Origin of the sequence: Sphingomonas zeae (genome assembly GCF_014197135.1) — a bacterium.
GTDB lineage: Bacteria > Pseudomonadota > Alphaproteobacteria > Sphingomonadales > Sphingomonadaceae > Sphingomonas > Sphingomonas zeae.
Genome location: NZ_JACIFA010000017.1, coordinates 36,034 through 52,596, shown reverse-complemented (window position 1 = coordinate 52,596; position 16,563 = coordinate 36,034). Strand labels below are relative to the sequence as shown.

Here is a 16,563-nt window from a genome sequence, read left to right as displayed (position 1 = left end):
TCCCGGCTCGGGGCGGAGTGACACGCTAAGGACGGCCCCCATCTGGGAGGCGACAGACTTTGGGAATGGGGCGGAGCGGATCACGCCGCTCCACCCCCGGTCGATCAGAAGCGCAGGCGCAGGCCCGCCGTGATCGTTTCCTGATGGTCGTCGCGGCCGGTCTGGGCGCTGCCGGTCGCATAGAGGTCGACGCCGTTCGCGAAGCGATAGGCGACGCCGCCCGTGGCGGTGCCGACCAGCGGCGCGCGCGCGGCGCCCAGCGCGACGAGGCCCTCGCCCCCGCCTGCATAGCCGCCCAGCGCGACGGCGCGGTTGCCCTCGATCTGGTAACGCGCGCCCAGCGTCACGAAGGGGCGGAAGGCTGCGTCCGACGCATCGCTGCGGCCGAAGGTGACACCGGCATCGGCAAAGCCGGCGACCAGATCGCGGCGTGCGACGGTCAGGGCGAAGGGGCTGCCGCCCGTCTCGCCCACGCCCGCCCGGCGGGTGCGCAGATAGGTCAGCCCGGCGCGCGGGGTCAGCGACCAGCCCTCGGCCAGCTCGGCCGCATAATGGACCGACAGATCGCTGGTCCAGCTGTGCAGGTCATAGCGCCCGAACGCCGAGGTCGTGCCCGGCAACGCGCGGGTCGTACGCGCCTGCGCACCGTCATAGACGATCGACGCGCCGAAGCCGAAGCCGTTCGGCATGGAATAGCGGCCATGGACACCCGCGACCACGCCGTCCGCCTTGGTCGAGGCGGCAAGCGGGGCGATCGACTGGCGGGTGTCGAGCCAGCCACCGAACGCACCGATCATCCACTGGCGATCGCCGTAACCGACGCCGCCCAGGAACCCGTAACCGCGCGTCTGTGCCGCGCTGGTCCCCTGGCCCATGTCCGCGCCCAGCGTATGCCACTGGCCGAGCGTCTGGGCGAAGGTGAAGACGCCGGCGTCCTCGCGCGTGGTGGCGAAGGCGGGACCGCGCGCGGCCTGGACCAGACCCAGCGCATTGTCGACGCCGATCTGGGCGGCCGAGGCATAGGCCTCCGGCGTTACTTGCGCGAAGCCACGCGGATTGGACGCACCCGAAATGGTCAGCAGCGACGGAAGTGCGGCGAACAGCGTGCTCGTCGCGGGCTGCTTGGCGAGCGTCGCGTTGGCATAGTCGATGCTGCGCGCCACCTGCGGGCTGAACCGCGCATCGCCCAGGAACTGGCCGAGCAGCTGGATGCGGTCGGCGCGCTGGACGATGAAGCCGAACAGGTCGGACGGCTTCAGCACATTGCTGTAGCTGCCCGAAATCCCGCCGCTGGCGACGATCAGGTCGTAGGAGGTGCCGGGGCGAAGTGCGCCGCTCGACACGATCTGCAACGTCGATCCGCTGCCGATGGTCAGCCCGCCATTGACGATCAGCTTGTCCGACACGGTCGGGGTCAGCTCGAAGTAGGACAGCGAGCCGCTGGCCAGCGTGACGTTGCCGTTGACCGTCATCGTGCCCGGCGACGCGCCGGGGCTCAAGATACCCGCGACGTTCACATTGCCGTTGACCGTGCCCGCCGAGCCGAAGGTCGCGCCCTGGCGCACCAGGAACTGGGTGGCAGCCATCGTCGAGCCCGCAAGCCCGACCAGGCGACCGCTCGCCATGTCGACCGAGCCGAACGACGCGTTGCCCGACACCGTGGCATAGCCGCCGGTCATCGCCAGCGCCTCGACATTGGCGACATTGGTGAAGGCGACCGGCGCGGCAGCGGTGCCGCCCGACAGCGCGATCGTGTCGGTCCCTGCCCCGCCGTCCACGGCGCCGGCGAAGGTGCCTGCGATGGTGAAGCGCTGGTTGCCGCCCGTGAAGGCGACCTGGCCTGCGGTCAGGCTGCTGCCCGAGGCGATGGTCAGGTCGGTCGCGGCGTTGACCTGGGCATAGGCTTGCGTTCCGGTCAGGGTCAGGTTGCCGGTCCCCTCGGTCGCCAGCGTCTCGAAGCCGTTCAGCGTGCCGGCCGCCAGAATCTGGTTGCCCGCAAGTTCCAGCGTGGCGCTGTCATTGCCCGAGCCACCCGTGACGGTGCCGAGCAGGACCGAGCCCGCCGCCAGGCGCAACGCGTCATTGCCCGCGCCCAGATCGATGACCCCGGCCAGCGTGCCGCCCTTGGCCACGGTCAGCGCCAGGCCGCCGTCGCCGAAGCTGAGCGGTGCGCCCTGTGCCCCCAGCGAACCGGTGACGGTCAGCGCGTTACCGGTGAGGGCGACATTCTCGAAGCCGGTCGCCACCCCGCTCAGCACGACGGGCGCATTGGCGGTGAAGCGCAGCGAGTCGTTGCCGGTGCCGCCATCATAGCGGCCCGCCGCATTGGCCGTGCCCAGCCCCAGCAGGTCGTCGCCCGCGCCCAGCGACACGATGGCGATGTCGCCATCGACGCGCAGCTGCTCGGCCGCGTCGGAGCCGGTGACCGCGCCGATGCGGTTGCCCGCCAGCGCGACGTTCAGCCCGGTGCCCGCCAGCGCGACGGTGTCGAAGCTCTGGTCGAGGGTCAGCGACAGCGTGCCGGTGCCGGTCACCGCCAGCTGCTGGAAGTTGCTGCGCTGGCCGAGGCCCGTGCGGTCGCCGCTGAGCAGCGCGGTATAGAGGTTGGTGCCCGCGCCGCCATCGACGCCGCCCACCACGCGTGAACCTGCGCCCTCGACAAAGCTGTCATTGCCGTCGCCCAGCGCCACCGCGCCCTGGACCAGCCCGGCATTGACGAAGCGGTCGTTGCCGCCACCCAGCGCGACCGAGCCGGCGATGGTGCCGTTGTTGGTCACCGTCTCGGCCGCGTCGGTGCCGGTGATGGTCACAGCACCGGTGCTGGTCAGCGTCTGGCCCGCCGCGACCGTCACCGATCCGCCCGCCACGCCCAGCGTGTCGAAGTTGAACGCGCCTGCATAGGTGACATTGCCCTGGCCGGTCTGGCTGAAGCGTTCGAAATTGACGAACTGGTTGCCGTTGACGGTGCCGCCCCCGGTCGCGTCGATGATCAGGCTGTCGGTGCCGTCGCCGCCATCGACCGTGCCGATCAGCGTCGCGCTGGCGCGGTGCAGGAAGCTGTCGTCGCCCGCGCCGAGGAAGACATTGCCCTCGATCCGGCCGCTATTCTCGATCCGGTCATCGCCCGCGCCGAGTGCGATCGAGCCGATGATGGTGCCGGTGTTGACGATCCGGTTGTCGAGCGCGCCGGTGGTGTGGATCGCGCCCGCCAGATAGGTCGAGCCGTTGAAGACCGCGAACTGGTCGGCGCTGTCCAGCGTGGTGCCGGTCCCGCCGCGAATGGTCCCCGCATTGGTCAGGTCGAGCGCGGCGCCGGTCGCCAGGACGGCCACCGACTTCTCGCCGGTTGCCTCGATCACGCCGCTGGCGGTGTTGGTGATCGTCGCGGCGACATCGCCGTTGCCGAAGACATGCACGCCGCCTGCCGGAGACGTCGCGGTATATTCCACCGGCTGCATCCCGCCCGGATAATAGACGCCGCTGCTGACCAGCCCGCCGCCATTGCCACGGATCGTGCCGCTGTTGGTGATGGCGATGGTGCGCGCCGGGTTGGTCGTCGCGGCAGGGGCATAAAAGCCGATCTGCGCACCCACTCCGCCTGCCCCACTGGCGTCGATCGTCCCGCTATTGTCGAAGCGGATCGCTCCGCCTGCGCTCTGGTAATCGTCGATCCCCAAGGATGCGGCCGCTTGACCCTGCTGGGCCGTGGTGATCGTACCGCTGTTGCTTAGCGCGATCTGCATCGATTGCGCCGCATTGGACTGCGGCGTCACACCATAGGTGGAATTGTTGACATAGGCGCTGACGCCCTGCGTGACGGTTCCGCTGTTGTCGAACCGGATCGATCCACCGGCGCCCCGTTGATCGTTGATCTGAAGCAGAACGGCCATCCGCCCCTCGGCGGTGCTGCCGATGGTGCCGGTGTTGGTCAGCGCGATGCCCAGCGGTTTCGGCGCGGCGGGCGTCGTCGTGCCGCCACCGTCGTAACCGCCGTAATTGCTGGCAAAGGCACCAAAGCCCTGGGCGATCGCGCCACTATTGGTGGCGGTGATCGTCCCGTCATTGACCGACAGGCTGACGCTGGGCTGGTTGCCGTCGTTCAGGATGCTGCCCGAATTGGCGAAGCTCATGTCGCCGACACCGCCGATCGACACGGCCACCTGCTTCAGGGCGGCGTCGCCGATCGCGCCGCTGTTGGTGAAGCGCGACACCCGGCCGATGACGCTGCCCTTGACGACGGCCTGGTTGGTCAGCGCCGCCAGGACGGTCTGCGGCTGAAGGACATAATAAGGGCTGTCGCCGATGGTAAGATCGCCATCGACATTGGCGGTGTTGACGATCTGGCCATCGCCCAGCACGTTCAGTGACGCCAGCGTCGCGCCCGACTGGACGGTCACGACCGTATCCATGCCGATCGCCTGAACGCCCTCGCGCTGGAAACCAGCCAGGGTCACGTTGCCCAGCGTGACGGTGCCGGACTTCGTAAAGGCATGGCGATAGGTGTTGGTGCCCGCGCCCGCGTCGATCGTGCCGGTAACGCCGATCTGGCCGTCGGTGACGACCAGCGTGTCGTCGCCGTCGCCGAAGCGCAGATTGCCGTTCAGCGTGCCGCCCGCGGCAGTATAGACCGCGTTGGAATAGGATCGGCCGCCATAGCTGGCATAACCCAGATCGACGTCGCCGATGATCGTCCCGGCATTGACGACCTGACCGCCGTTGATCCGGATGGCGTTCTGGCCGGTCGCCCCCGCGATCATGCCCCCGGCCAGATTGCGGATCGCGACGCCATAGCCGTAATCGCCGGTGATCGCGATCCCGCCGGTGCTGGCGATCCGGCCGCTATTGTCGAGCGTGTTGCCCAAGGGGTTATAGCCATAATCGACCTGGACCGCAGGGCCGGTCACCTCGATCGTGCCCGTGTTCACCAGCGATCCGACGCCGCTGATGCCGGTCGCCGCACGGCCCCCGGCGGCCTGCACGATGCGGCCGGTGTTGGTGACGCTCTGCGCGCTGCGAATGCCGGTCGCCCCGTCCAGCGTGATCGTCCCGTCATTGGTGACGCTCTTGCCGCCCGAGATCGCCGCGATCTGGCTATAGACCGGCGTACGGGCATCGCGGACGGTGATCGTGCCCGCATTGACGAAGCCGTCGCCACTGCCCAGCGACACGGCATAGCCCGGATAGGAATTCGCATCCGACGCCGTCAGCGACAGCGTGCCGCGGCTGGTGACGGTCAGCGCATTGTCGGCATAGGTCTCGCCCGGTGCCACGGTCCGGGAAGTTACGGAAATCGCTGGGCCGGTCGTGGCGGCGATGTCGGCGGTCAGGTCGACCGTCCCCTGCCCGGCCAGCGTCAGCGGACGGCTGGCGCCCGTGCCGGTCAGCGTCAGCGCGACCTTGTCGAACAGTTCGTAGCCGACCGTTGCGAAAGCGGCCGAGGTCGGCAGCGTCGCGCTGGCGTCGCTCCGCACGCGCAGTCGCAGAATCGCCTGTGCGCCCGAAACGGTGCCGGTGATGCCCGCAAAGCGGTCGCCGCTCGACCCCGCCATTTCGGCGACGAGCATGTCGCCCTTCGACAGCGCCAGATTGCCGTTCAGGACACCGCCCGCCAGCGCATAATAGGCATTGTTGTTGCCATAATAGCTGTCGAACGAGGACGTGCCGAAGGTCACGTTACCATTGATCGTACCCGCATTGGCGATGCGCGCGTTGGACACCGTGAAATTGCCGCTCGTCCCGATGCCGCGCGTGCCCCCGGTGATGACGCCGCCAGCCTGGTTGTTGAGCTGGCCGTAAGAGTCGATGAACACACCGGTGCCGGTCGCAGTGATCGTGCCGCTGTTGGTCAGCCCGCTCGATAGCTGTAGCCCGGCGATCGTGCCTTCGATTCGGCCGCTATTGGTCCAAGTCGAACCATAGGACCCCGACAGGGTCACGGCGATCCCGCCGGTCGAGCGGATCGTGCCCGAATTGGCAAAGCTCGGCCCGAACAGCGAAACGGCGGTGCGGGTCGCGGTGATCGTGCCCGAATTGACGAAGGCGCCTTGCGAGCTGAACGAGATGCCGTTCCCGGTCGCGGCGACCGTCCCGCTATTCTCGAACCGGTTCACCGAGCCCAACTGAACGATGAAACCGCCGCTCTGAGTCGTGGTGCCGGTGATGCTGCCCGCATTGGTGACGCTCGGCGAACCGGAAGAGCCGAACTCGTCGGACAGGAGGATGCCGGTGCCGCTCAGTGCGGCATTGCTGATGATCGTACCGCTGCCTGCGATGCGCAAAGGTCCCGCAACCGTAAAGCCGCTCGACAGTGTCGCGGTCACCTTGGCATCGGGGGCCAGGATCAGCTGTTCGTAATTGGTCGGCAGCGTCACCGGCGAGGACACGGTGGCATCGCTGGTGAAGCGGACGCGCAGCGTGTCGGTGCCCGCCCCGCCGTCGATCATGCCGCTGATCCCGGTGCGGATCGCGCCGTTCGCATAGCCGACGGTCAGCGTATCATTGCCCGCGCCGAAACGGACATTGCCGGTAATCGTGCCGACGGCGTTGTCGACATTGCTGCTATAGCCCTGAGAACCGATCGCCCCCAGAACATCGCCGACGATCGTGCCACTGTTGACCAGGGTTACCCCGCGGTCATTCTGAATGGCGGTCGTTCCCGCCGTCGTGATCCGGCCACCAACCTGATTGATCAGCGACGTATAGCCGTCCGCAATCGCCGCGCCCGTCCCGGCATTGCTGATCGTGCCGCTGTTGGTCAGCGTGTACGCGCGGACATTGGCCAGCGTGGCGGCGGTGCCGTTGTTGGTGATCGTGCCGCTGTTCGTCCAGCTATTGCCATAGAGAGACGCGTTGGAACTCGCGCCCGCATCGATCGCGCTGCGCGTCCCGCCGTCAATCGTGCCCGCATTGGTCAGCGTGCCGACAGCGCCGCTAATCGCGCCGATCGTGCCGCCAGCGCGGTTGGTGATCGATTGGAACACGCCGTAGGACGGATCGGTCGACAGCAGTGCATATCCATTCGTGCCGGTGCCGGTACCGCTGATCGTGCCGCTATTGTCGATCGACGCGGTCGTGCTGCCATAGCTGGTGCCGGTCTGGCCGATGACGACGCCGTTCGCCCCGCTGACGCTGCCGCCCGCCGCGACGGTCATGTTCAGGTTGAGGCCGGAATAATATGGGCTCGTCGTCTGGCGGATCAGTTGCACGCCCGTCTGATCACCGCCATCAACGCGGCCCCCGATGGTCAGCGTCGAATAGCCATAGCCGCTGAGGTTCGTGGGAATCGCATAGCGGATCGCGGCCGCCCCCGTGTTCGTCACGCTCGCGCCCGCCGCGACGTCGACCGTGGTGCCCGAGGTCGTGACGACCAGACCGTTGCTGTCGGTGCCGGTGCAGCTGCTAGTCGCGTTGGCCTGTGTCGGGTCGGGGGTGCACTGGGCGAAGGCGGGTTCTGCCACCAGGATCGCGACCAGGATCGCGCTCGACTGCAACGCACGTGCCTTTACCTGCCGGCCACGCGACAACGCCTTCACCATTTCGGACATCCCCCAATTGAAGAGCGACATCTATGGTGAAATTACATTCATGTCACGGGAAATCATGACGACTACGTCATGCTCAGATAGAGACAGTGCACGCGATTATACGACGCCTTTCATGATCGGATCGTCATCATGAGGGGGTGCTGATCGCAAGGCTATGAGCTGCCTATTCATTGGCGATCACGCATCTAAGCTTTGTCAGGGCAAATATATCGCCGGACGTGGCGACTAATGCGGCCGGTTCAGCACTCCGTCGGGATCGAGCAACTCCAGCGCCGCCCCCTCCCCGTCGTCGCCCAAGCGGTGCCAGCGCCACAGGACCAGCGCGGTGCCGCCCGGATTTTGTGCGGAGGGGACCAGCGCGCCCTCTGCACCCGCCGCCATGAGGGAAGCGGTCAGCATCCAGCTCGGCGGGATGCCGGCTTCGATCTCGGCGATGTGTTTCCAGGGCGCGGCCATGGCCTGCGCGACCGTGTCGTCGGCCGCCCGGCCCTGTCCGTCGGTCAGGTCGGCGATCGCCGTCGCGTCCAGGCGGTAAGGGGCCAGCGTGCCCGGCTTGGCGAGCCCCTGGTAGAATTCGGCGATGGCGGTGGCGTGGTCGGTGCCCAGATACAGCGCCGCCTGCCCCGGTGCGTTCCAGCGGCCGCCATGCAGCCGCGCCCCCTCCCCCGATAACGGATCACGCTGATAGCGGATGGTCAGCATCCGCCAGAGCGGGCAACGCAAGGGCTTCAGGGGATAAGGCATCCGCGTTCGCTCGCGGCGATCAGGAATAGACGCCCTCGGCCATGCGATCCAGGTCGCGCAGGACCAGCGCGGCATGGCCTTCCTCGACCAGCTGTTCGGGCGTCTTGCCGAAACCGGGCAGCGGCTGGTGGCGGAACCAGATGATCGCGCGCCCCTCGTCGCCCGACAGTTCGGCCGCGCGCGCGATGATCCGGGCGATCTCGCCCAGCCGTGCCTGGACCGCAGGACTCCCCGGCTTGGCGGCCATGGTGTTGCGGTTGACCTGCGCCAGCTTGGCCAGCCGGGTCAGCGGCAGGCGCAGCCGCTCGGCCAGGCGGCGCGGCGCGATCATGTCGTGATCGCGGATATCGTCCAGAAAGGCGGCGATCATCAGCGGATCCTCTCCGGTAAATTCCCATGTGCAAACATCGTGCACGGAATATGCCTGTTTCTTGCACGATCTTCAAGCCGCGCCCGCAAATAGGAGGCCATGACGGCCATGGCGGATTGATCCAGATCGCCCTAATACTCCCGGCCCCAGTATCGAGGGGGGACGAATGACCGGGGGCAGCGATTGAAGGAAGCGATCGGCTTTTCCAGCGAGGGCATGACGCCCGACCTCGCCTTTGCCGGCTATCGCCAGCTTTACGCGCAGGGCGCCGATGTCGAGCGGCTGGACGGGCCTTTTCACGCCCGCGTCACCGGCTGGCGGTTTCGCCACATGCTGCTGTTCGACCGGCAGCTGTCGGGCATGGCGCATGTCCGTGAGGAGCGGGTGACGGCGGACGGGTTCGACCATATCGTCCTGCACCATGTCCTGTCGGGCACGCTGATCGGCCAGGGGCGCAGCGGGTTCGAGCGGGCCGGGCCGGGCGACATCGTCTTTCTCGACACCAGACGCGGCCACCGGACCGAGGCGCGCGACCTGCACCTCATCACCGCCAGCATCGCGCGCGACCTGATGCTGGCGGCGCTGGGCAGCCTGGGCGCGCTGCACGGGATGGTCGTCCATGCGCCCGAGACGGCGATGCTGGGCGAGTTTCTGCAGATGCTGGTCCGCCATGCTCCGACGCTGGACGACCGGCATGACGGGGCGTTCGCGCGCGCGTTGATCGAACTGTTGCCGACCGCCCTGGGTGGCCCGCGCGACCTGGCCGTCGAGGCGCGGCGGCAGGACCATTTGCGGCGCGAGGCGGTCGAACAGCTGATCGACCGCGAGATCGCCAATCGCCAGCTGACCGGCGCGGCGATCGCCGAGCGGGTCGGCGTGTCGCGCGCGACGCTGTACCGGCTGTACGAGCGGACCGGCGGGATTGCAGGCCATGTCCGGCGTCGCCGCATCGATGCGGTGCGGCGCGCGCTGGAGGGGGCAGCCGAGCCGGATCTGGACGCGCTGGCGGAAACATACGGGCTGGGCAGCGCGGCCGCGCTGATCCGGATTTTCGAGGCCGATCAGGGGATCGACCCGGCCGCCTATCGCGCGCGCCTCCGCCAGGACCGCGGCGACCCGGTCGAGACCGGCACGCGCCGGTGGAACGGGTGGATGCAGGAATTGGATTGAATCCTATGCCGCCCCGGCAAGGGGAGGAATTGTCACCCGCCGTCCCGCCACCCAGGCGGCACCACAGCCCAGCAGGCAGGTCATTCCCAGCACCCGGCCGATCGCCTCGGCAAGGCCCGTCGGCCCGGCGATCGCCTGGCTCGCCAGCCCGACCCACCAGGGGCCGAGCGCGGTGCCAAGCAGGGTGACGATGGTCAGGAAGATCGCGGTTCCCTCGACCCTGAGCGCCGGGGGAATGCGCGCCTGCAGCCCGATCATGCCATTGGCGAGCGCGATCGACAGCCCGGCCACCGCCACGACCAGCGCCATGACGGCCACGATCAGGCTATCCGTCCGGGTCAGCGGCCACAGCGCCAGCGCACAGAGCGCCAGCCCGATCAGCATCAGCACGGGCGCGCGCGCCCGCCCCGGGCGATCGGCGAGCACACCGCCCAGCGCATGGCCCCCTGCCCCCGCCAGCATCATCACGATCCCGACCTGAAAGCCCGCCAGGGGCGGGGGCAGCGCGTGCATCCGGATCAACAGGCTGGCCGACCAGCTGGTCAGCGATTGCAATACCAGCGCCGCGCACAGCGCCGACAGGATATGCGGCGCCAGCATCGCCCGGTCGGCGATCATGTGGCGCAGCGCTGCGCCCATCCGCCCGCGCCGATCCTCGCGCTGCCCCATCGGTTCGGCCAGCCGCCCGATCAGGAGCGCGACGGGTAGGCCGAGCAGCCCGGCGGTCGCGAAGGTCAGCCGCCACGGCGCGACCGGCAGCATCGAAAGCGCTGGCAGGGCGAACACCGCCAGCAGCCCCCCGCCCCCGATCAGCGCCAGCCCCCGCCCCAGCGCGGCGCCGGCGGTGAACAGGCTGATCCCCCGCCCGCGATGCGCCGGCACCATCGCGGCGACGATCAGTCCCATCGCGGCCGGCCCGATCGCGGCCTGCGCCAGCCCGAGCAGCATCCGCGCCGGGACCAGCATCCCGACCGATCCGGCCAGTGCGCAGGCGATCGTCGCCACGCTCGATCCCAGCAGCGCGATGGGGAGCAGCCGGGCGACCGGCCAATGCCGGGCGAGCAGAACCATCGGCACCACCGCCGCGCCGTTGACGAAGGCAAAGGCCGGTCCCTGCAACACCCCGATCGCGGCGTCGCCCAGCCCCAGATCGGCCTTGATCGGCTCGATCAGGATCGACAGCAGGAAACGGTCACCCACCGCCAGCATATGCGCCAGCGCCATCAGCATCGCGATGCGATAACCCCGATGCGGGAGCGAGAGCGGCACTGGGGTTCCCTTCTATGGATCCTTTCCCCCTGGGCAGAGAGGGTTGGCGGAGCTTGGGTGAGGGGTTGAGCGAGCCAAAGGCCCGCGCGCGCACCCCTCATCCTGCTCCGACCAGGTCATTGCTGTCGCAAAGCCCCAGTCTGCGCAACCCTCTCCACCACCAAGGGGATAGGGGAAATACGACCTCAGAAGGGGGCGTTTAGCGGCCGATAAGCAGGGGCCGTGGGACGGGGAAGTCCGATCCGCAGCATCTCGGGCGGGCATGGCCGTTGCAGCGCGGCGATGTCCTCGATCGACCCGTGCAGCCAACGTTCGCGGTCCGCAGCCGCGACGATCATGGGCATAGGCGAAAGGTCGCCGTCCTCACACTCGACCAGCGCGAAGCAGCGTGCATCGCCGCTGTCGCGCCACAGCCCCGCCACGGTGAAGACCGGCGCGTCGGCAAGCGCGAACCAGGTCGCGCGCCGATCCCGCCCGGGCCGCGCGGAGGACGCCATGGTGCAGGCCGTCAGCGGGATCAGGCAGCGCTGCGCCGGACGCTCGGCCAGGCGACGCCACCAGGGCAGCGACAGGCCGGGTATCCGGGTGGTCGGCTCCCTCCCCTCCCCGATTCCCCAGCGCTGCGTGTCCAGCCCGGCCCCTTCGGGCGTATGGCGGATGACGAAGGCGGGATGGCCCGAGCGCAGGTCGGCCAGTTCCGACCAGGTGCCCCAGGACGCCTGCGCGGTCCAGCTGATAGCGAAGCTGCGGCACAGATCCTCGGCGGTGCGGTCGAGCGTGGCGCGATCGCTGGCCGCCCCGCGCAGGGTGAGGTCCATCATGGTCATGATGGCGCGATCATGGCGAACGCCGTCGCGGCGCAGAGTCCGTGCCGGTTCCGATGGCATGGCAAAGGAATGGCAAGAGACGAGACGCGCACGATCGGCCTTTGACGCTGGAATGGGGTGAGACGGACGACATGGTTGGGACACATCGCCCGCCTCACTTTTAAGTCTGTAGGTCAATCATTTGGCACTGCCCATGGGGCAGGTGGTGACGTCTCACGGTTGAGACAGTTGGGCAGGGAACCTCCGCCAAGACAGAAGAGGCGCCCGTTTCTCCCCTTCCCTCTGTGAGGGGCGAGGAGAAAAGATAGGCGGCCATATTCTAACCAATCGCCTCCGCCGCCAGCCGGCGCACATCGACCCGCGCCTTCAACCGAGCGCAGAGCAAGGCGGTGCCGCTGATCTTGCGTTGGACGAACAATGTCTCGACATGCGGGACGTGCCAGGTGGCGCGGTCGGCGATCATCGCCTTGGTCTCCTCGCGCACCACCGGCACGAAGGCGCGGTCGCCAAAGTCGAAGGCGCCGGGCCGCGCCATCGTGTCGTCGATCGCGGCGATGATCCGGTCGACCGCCGGGCGGTGCGCGGCGACCGCCGCTGCGCCCAGAAAGCCCGTCTCCACCGCAATCTCACGGATGCGGTCGCGGTCATGCGCGAGGCCCGCCTCGATCAACCGGCGATAGGAGGCGACGGTCTCGGGCGGCACGTCGCGCGCCGCGCCGAAGTCGAGCAGGACGAGGCGGCCCGTCCCCTCGGCGGTGTCGGCCTGCCAGCGATAATTGGCGAAGTTCGGATCGGTCTGCATCATGCCGAAGTCGAACAGCTCGCGCAGGACCAGCTGGATCAGCGCGGTCATCGCGGTGTCGCGCGTCTCTTGGGGGGCCTCGACCAAAGTCTCGATCGACTGGCCCGGCACGAAGTCCATCGCCAACACCAAGGGCGTGGTCAGCGCGGCGTCGGGCAAGGGCACGACATAGCGGGGATCCCCCGCCAGCCGCTCGCCATAAGCCTGCATACGCTCGGCCTCGCGAATATAGTCCGCCTCCTCGGCCAGCTGGCGCTTGGCTTCCTCGAGCAGCGGCTTGAGGTCGATCGCGGGCGGGATCAGGTTCGACACGCGCAGCAAGGTCGCGACATTGTCGACGTCCGAGCCGATGCTGTCCCGCACGCCGGGATATTGCACCTTGATCGCCAGCACCCGGCCATCGGGCAGCGTCGCGCGGTGGACCTGCCCGATCGAGGCGGCCGCCATCGGCGCGGCCTCGAAATGGCGGAAGCGGCGTCGCCAGTCTGCACCCCACTGCGCCTTCAACACCTTGTCGAGCTGCCCGGGCGGCATCCGGTACGCCTGGTCGCGCAGCCGGGCGAGGATCGCCTGGAGTTCGGGCGGCAACAGGTCGCCCGCATCCATCGAGATCATCTGCCCCAGCTTCATCGCCGCGCCGCGCAGGTGCGACAGCCGGTCGGCGACCCGCGCGGCATTGCCCGGCGTCAGCATCAGGTCGCCAAGTTTGGGCCGCTCGCCGCTCGCCAGCCGGCGCGCCCCCTCGGCCAGCATCCCGCCCGCGACCCCACCCGCCAGCCGCCCGAACGCGCCCGCACGGGCGAAGCGACCGCTGGGGACGGCGCGGTGGATGGGCTTGTCGTCGTCATGGGCCATGCCGGGCATAGCGGCGGGGCTGCGGGTTGGTTCCGTCGCCGCGCGCCAATCGCCAGGTCAGGCCGTGCGCGCCTTTGCCAATCCGTCGCGACGCAGGGCCATGCCGGCCGCCAGCCAGAGCCCACCGGTGGCCATCAACCCCGCCACCTCGCCGCCTGTCGGAGCTTTGATGACGAAGCCCAGGATCGCTGCGACGATCAGCGCCGTTCCCAGAGCATAGAATGGACGGAAATTGCCTGCGAAAGCGATCGGCAGGAAATGCAGCCCGACCACCAGCGCCATCGACGGCAAAAGAAGATCGGGCCGATGCAGGTTCATGACGATGTTGGCGGCCAGGAACAGACCGACGCCTTCGCCGATACTGCTCCACATGATGGCGCGTTCTTCGCCCGGCGACGGCTTGACGCCCTCCCCCGGCATGCGGATCACATGGTTCGCGGCGATACCGATCAGGATGAACCCCAGAAAGGGCACAGCCAGAGCGACCCCGTGAAGGTGCCATTGCCAATATAGCGTCATCGAAGCGAACACCGCGCCGAAGAAGCTCATGATCAGTGCGCCCCATGCCCCCATAGACCATGTCCTATCACGCCATGGGCCGATCCTATGCCTGCGATCGGAATGGGTCGAGGCATCGGATGCCCGCCGTCCGGTACATTTTCGTCATGATGCCGTCAGGAGTCCGCCGGGGCCGATGGTATAGACTTGTCCCGAACCGTGCGGGGTCCGCATGTTCAAAGGGGGTTGGCGATGAGCCTGTTGTCTTCGATCGCGGCGCTCGTCCTGGCGGTTCAGGCGACCCCACCGCCCGCCCCGCCTTCCGCCGACAAGGCCCCGTCGCTCGACCAGCGAATGATGCCGCAGCTCCAAGCCGCCGCCCAGGCGGTGCGCGCGCACCAGCCCCAGGCGGCGATCGACGCGCTGGCCCCCGTCCTTGCCGCCTATGACGCGGACCTCGCGCGGGAAACCCGGCGTATCTATTGCGGCATGTCGGTGCAGGAGACGCTGCTGTACCTGACGATGGCGGCCAAGGATAAGGTGGCGGCGGTCGCGGTGCCGCCCGGCTATTGCACCGCGCTCTATCTGAAGGGCTATGCGCTGGTCGATCTCGGCCGGATGGCGGAGGCCAAGGCGATCTACGAACGCCTGCTGACGCTGGCGCCGATGTATGCACAGTATCAGACCGAATATGGCCAGTTGATCCGGCTGGAAAAGGACTGGCCGCACATGCTGGCGATCTGCACCAAGGCGGGCGAGGCGGCGGCTATCGCCGATCCCGCGCTCAAGCCGAGGCAACAGGGCGCGGCGCTGCGCTGCCAGGGCTATGCGCTGACCGAGCTGCACCGTTATGACGAGGCGGAGAAGCGGTATCGCGACGCGCTGGCGATCAACCCGAAGGATGCCGTCGCACAGCACGAGCTCGGCTATATCGCGCAGCAGCGCGCCAAGGCGAAGCCGACGGCCAGCTGATCGGGCCGCTCGCGGATCGATACGGACCTTCGCATCATCGCGCCGGGACGGTCCCGTCCTCTCGGGTGATTCCCATGCATCTTCTGCTACTACCTGCGCTTCTTTTCGCCAGCGCTGCGGAGGCGGCCGTGCCGATCGGCCATTTCCAGACCTGGCTGCCGTCGAGCCGCGCGCCGATGGCCTTCACCTCGGGCGGCGTGACCGTGGAGGTCGCCCCCCTGCCCTGCCCCGCGCATCCCGTGGGCGATGGCGGGTGCAGCGGCGACGGCTATAACAACCAGGCGCGAGTCACGGTACAGGCGACGGGGGTCGAACCGATGTCGGTGACGACCGACCGGCAGAGCGGCTATGCCCGGATCGCGGTCGTGCGGTTCGGGCGCAGCGATCCCCGCCCCGGCGTCATAGTCGAAAGCCAGTCGGGCGGATCGGCGGGTGCTCTGAGCATGCAGTTCCTAGTCCCGAGCGGGGCGGGCTATCGCGTCCTTCCCCTCCCCCAAACACCGGACCACCCGTTGCAGGGCCAGATCGCCGACGAACCGCGCGACCTGTCGGGGGACGGGTATATCGACCTGACGTTGGAGGACGGGGCGTTCGGCAACGCCTTCGGCTGCAACGCCTGCACCCCGCGCCCGCCACGCGTGTTCGCGGTCAAGCAAGGCCGCGTCGTCGACGAAAGCCGTGACCCGGCGCTGCGTCCGGTCTTCGCGGCCGACATGGCGCGGTTGGAGCCGCGCTGCCTGTCGACGCAAACCTACCGCAACGGCGCCTGCGCCGCCTATGTCGCCGACGCCGCCCGCGCGGGGCGGTTCAAGGCCGCCTGGGCCAGGATGCTGGCGCATTATGAGCGGGGCGGTGCCGTCTGGCAGCCGGACAAGGGACGGCGCTTCAAGGACTTCCCGGAGTCGCTGCGCGCGTTCCTGATCCGCACAGGCTATTGGCCCCACTAATCCTCCCCGGCACGGGGAGGGGGACCGCCGCGAAGCGGTGGTGGAGGGGGCGTGCCGCACAGGAAACCCCTTGTGGAAGCCCCCCTCCGTCAGGGCTTCGCCCTGCCACCTCCCCGTGCCGGGGAGGATCAGAGGGTGTGCTCGAACGACAGCAGGATCGGGCAAGGCCCCTCCCCGCCGCGCCCGCATTCCTGCGCCAGATGCGCCAGCGACGCCCGCGCCTTCTGCAACCCCGCGATCTGCGCATCGAGTGCGGCGATCCGCGTCTTCGCCAGTTCGCGCACCCGCGCCCGGTCGTCGGTCGCGTCGAGCGCGAGCAGCTCGCCGATCTGCTCCAGCGTGAAGCCCGCGCCCTGCCCTGCGCGGATGAAGCGCAACCGCCGCACATCGTCCTCGCCATAGCGGCGTATACCCCCGGCCCGGCCCGGCCCCGGCGCGCGTTCGGGCAAGGGCATCAGCCCGCGCCGCTGGTAATAGCGGATCGTCTCCACCCCCACCCCGCCCTCGCGCGCCAGTCCGGCGATGGTCAAATCGGCCATGTCTTGACTCCGTACCATGGTACGGA

The 16,563-nt window shown here is 68.5% G+C and carries 11 protein-coding genes; 3 read left to right on the top strand and 8 right to left on the bottom strand.

Translation table 11 applies throughout. From position 1 onward, the window contains the following. Positions 1-104: 104 nt before the first annotated feature. The 3 genes from GGR45_RS17445 to GGR45_RS17435 form a co-directional block, all read right to left on the bottom strand. Positions 105-7,565 (bottom strand): autotransporter outer membrane beta-barrel domain-containing protein, encoded by a 7,461-nt coding sequence (locus GGR45_RS17445; RefSeq protein WP_246358297.1) that lies wholly within the window; start codon positions 7,563-7,565, stop codon positions 105-107. A gap of 204 nt (positions 7,566-7,769) precedes the next feature. Next, complete coding sequence (locus GGR45_RS17440; protein WP_175310678.1) at positions 7,770-8,288, bottom strand: RES family NAD+ phosphorylase; 519 nt, start codon at positions 8,286-8,288, stop codon at positions 7,770-7,772. A gap of 19 nt (positions 8,289-8,307) precedes the next feature. Then, positions 8,308-8,658 (bottom strand): antitoxin Xre/MbcA/ParS toxin-binding domain-containing protein, encoded by a 351-nt coding sequence (locus tag GGR45_RS17435; RefSeq protein ID WP_058746727.1) that lies wholly within the window; start codon positions 8,656-8,658, stop codon positions 8,308-8,310. A 183-nt stretch (positions 8,659-8,841) separates the two neighbouring features. Here GGR45_RS17435 and GGR45_RS17430 point away from each other — a divergent pair, with 183 nt between their 5' ends. Beyond that, on the top strand, positions 8,842-9,828 hold the full coding sequence (locus GGR45_RS17430; RefSeq protein WP_175310677.1) for a helix-turn-helix domain-containing protein: 987 nt from the start codon (positions 8,842-8,844) through the stop codon (positions 9,826-9,828). A gap of 3 nt (positions 9,829-9,831) precedes the next feature. Here GGR45_RS17430 and GGR45_RS17425 read toward each other — a convergent pair whose 3' ends face one another. From GGR45_RS17425 to GGR45_RS17410, 4 genes are all read right to left on the bottom strand, one after another. Continuing rightward, entirely contained in the window at positions 9,832-11,097 is a 1,266-nt protein-coding gene (locus GGR45_RS17425) for an MFS transporter (RefSeq protein WP_175310676.1), read from the bottom strand. Between the two features lie 185 nt (positions 11,098-11,282). After that, positions 11,283-11,924, bottom strand: a complete 642-nt coding sequence (locus GGR45_RS17420) for an SOS response-associated peptidase family protein (protein WP_175310675.1) — start codon at positions 11,922-11,924, stop codon at positions 11,283-11,285. 319 nt (positions 11,925-12,243) lie between these two features. Then, entirely contained in the window at positions 12,244-13,581 is a 1,338-nt protein-coding gene (locus GGR45_RS17415) for an ABC1 kinase family protein (protein ID WP_175310674.1), read from the bottom strand. A 57-nt stretch (positions 13,582-13,638) separates the two neighbouring features. Then, positions 13,639-14,154 (bottom strand): hypothetical protein, encoded by a 516-nt coding sequence (locus GGR45_RS17410; protein WP_175310673.1) that lies wholly within the window; start codon positions 14,152-14,154, stop codon positions 13,639-13,641. 177 nt (positions 14,155-14,331) lie between these two features. Between GGR45_RS17410 and GGR45_RS17405 the strand changes: the two genes are divergently transcribed. Together GGR45_RS17405 and GGR45_RS17400 are read left to right on the top strand one after the other, a co-directional pair. Further along, positions 14,332-15,051, top strand: a complete 720-nt coding sequence (locus GGR45_RS17405; protein WP_175310672.1) for a tetratricopeptide repeat protein — start codon at positions 14,332-14,334, stop codon at positions 15,049-15,051. 74 nt (positions 15,052-15,125) lie between these two features. Beyond that, a complete protein-coding gene (locus GGR45_RS17400; protein WP_175310671.1) occupies positions 15,126-15,998 on the top strand; it encodes a hypothetical protein in 873 nt (290 codons plus the stop codon). Between the two features lie 128 nt (positions 15,999-16,126). On the opposite strand, the gene GGR45_RS17395 is transcribed toward GGR45_RS17400, so the two are convergent. Then, the gene (locus GGR45_RS17395; RefSeq protein ID WP_175310670.1) at positions 16,127-16,537 is read right to left on the bottom strand and encodes a MerR family transcriptional regulator; all 411 of its coding nucleotides are present in this window, start codon (positions 16,535-16,537) and stop codon (positions 16,127-16,129) included. Positions 16,538-16,563 lie beyond the last annotated feature (26 nt).

Bases quoted from the DNA above. Each gene is read 5' to 3' on its own strand.
- GGR45_RS17445 (WP_246358297.1), bottom strand. From the start codon at position 7,565: ATGTCGCTCTTCAATTGGGGGATGTCCGAAATGGTGAAGGCGTTGTCG.
- GGR45_RS17440 (WP_175310678.1), bottom strand. From the start codon at position 8,288: ATGCCTTATCCCCTGAAGCCCTTGCGTTGCCCGCTCTGGCGGATGCTG.
- GGR45_RS17435 (WP_058746727.1), bottom strand. From the start codon at position 8,658: ATGATCGCCGCCTTTCTGGACGATATCCGCGATCACGACATGATCGCG.
- GGR45_RS17420 (WP_175310675.1), bottom strand. From the start codon at position 11,924: ATGACCATGATGGACCTCACCCTGCGCGGGGCGGCCAGCGATCGCGCC.
- GGR45_RS17415 (WP_175310674.1), bottom strand. From the start codon at position 13,581: ATGGCCCATGACGACGACAAGCCCATCCACCGCGCCGTCCCCAGCGGT.
- GGR45_RS17410 (WP_175310673.1), bottom strand. From the start codon at position 14,154: ATGGGGGCATGGGGCGCACTGATCATGAGCTTCTTCGGCGCGGTGTTC.
- GGR45_RS17405 (WP_175310672.1), top strand. From the start codon at position 14,332: ATGAGCCTGTTGTCTTCGATCGCGGCGCTCGTCCTGGCGGTTCAGGCG.
- GGR45_RS17400 (WP_175310671.1), top strand. From the start codon at position 15,126: ATGCATCTTCTGCTACTACCTGCGCTTCTTTTCGCCAGCGCTGCGGAG.
- GGR45_RS17395 (WP_175310670.1), bottom strand. From the start codon at position 16,537: ATGGCCGATTTGACCATCGCCGGACTGGCGCGCGAGGGCGGGGTGGGG.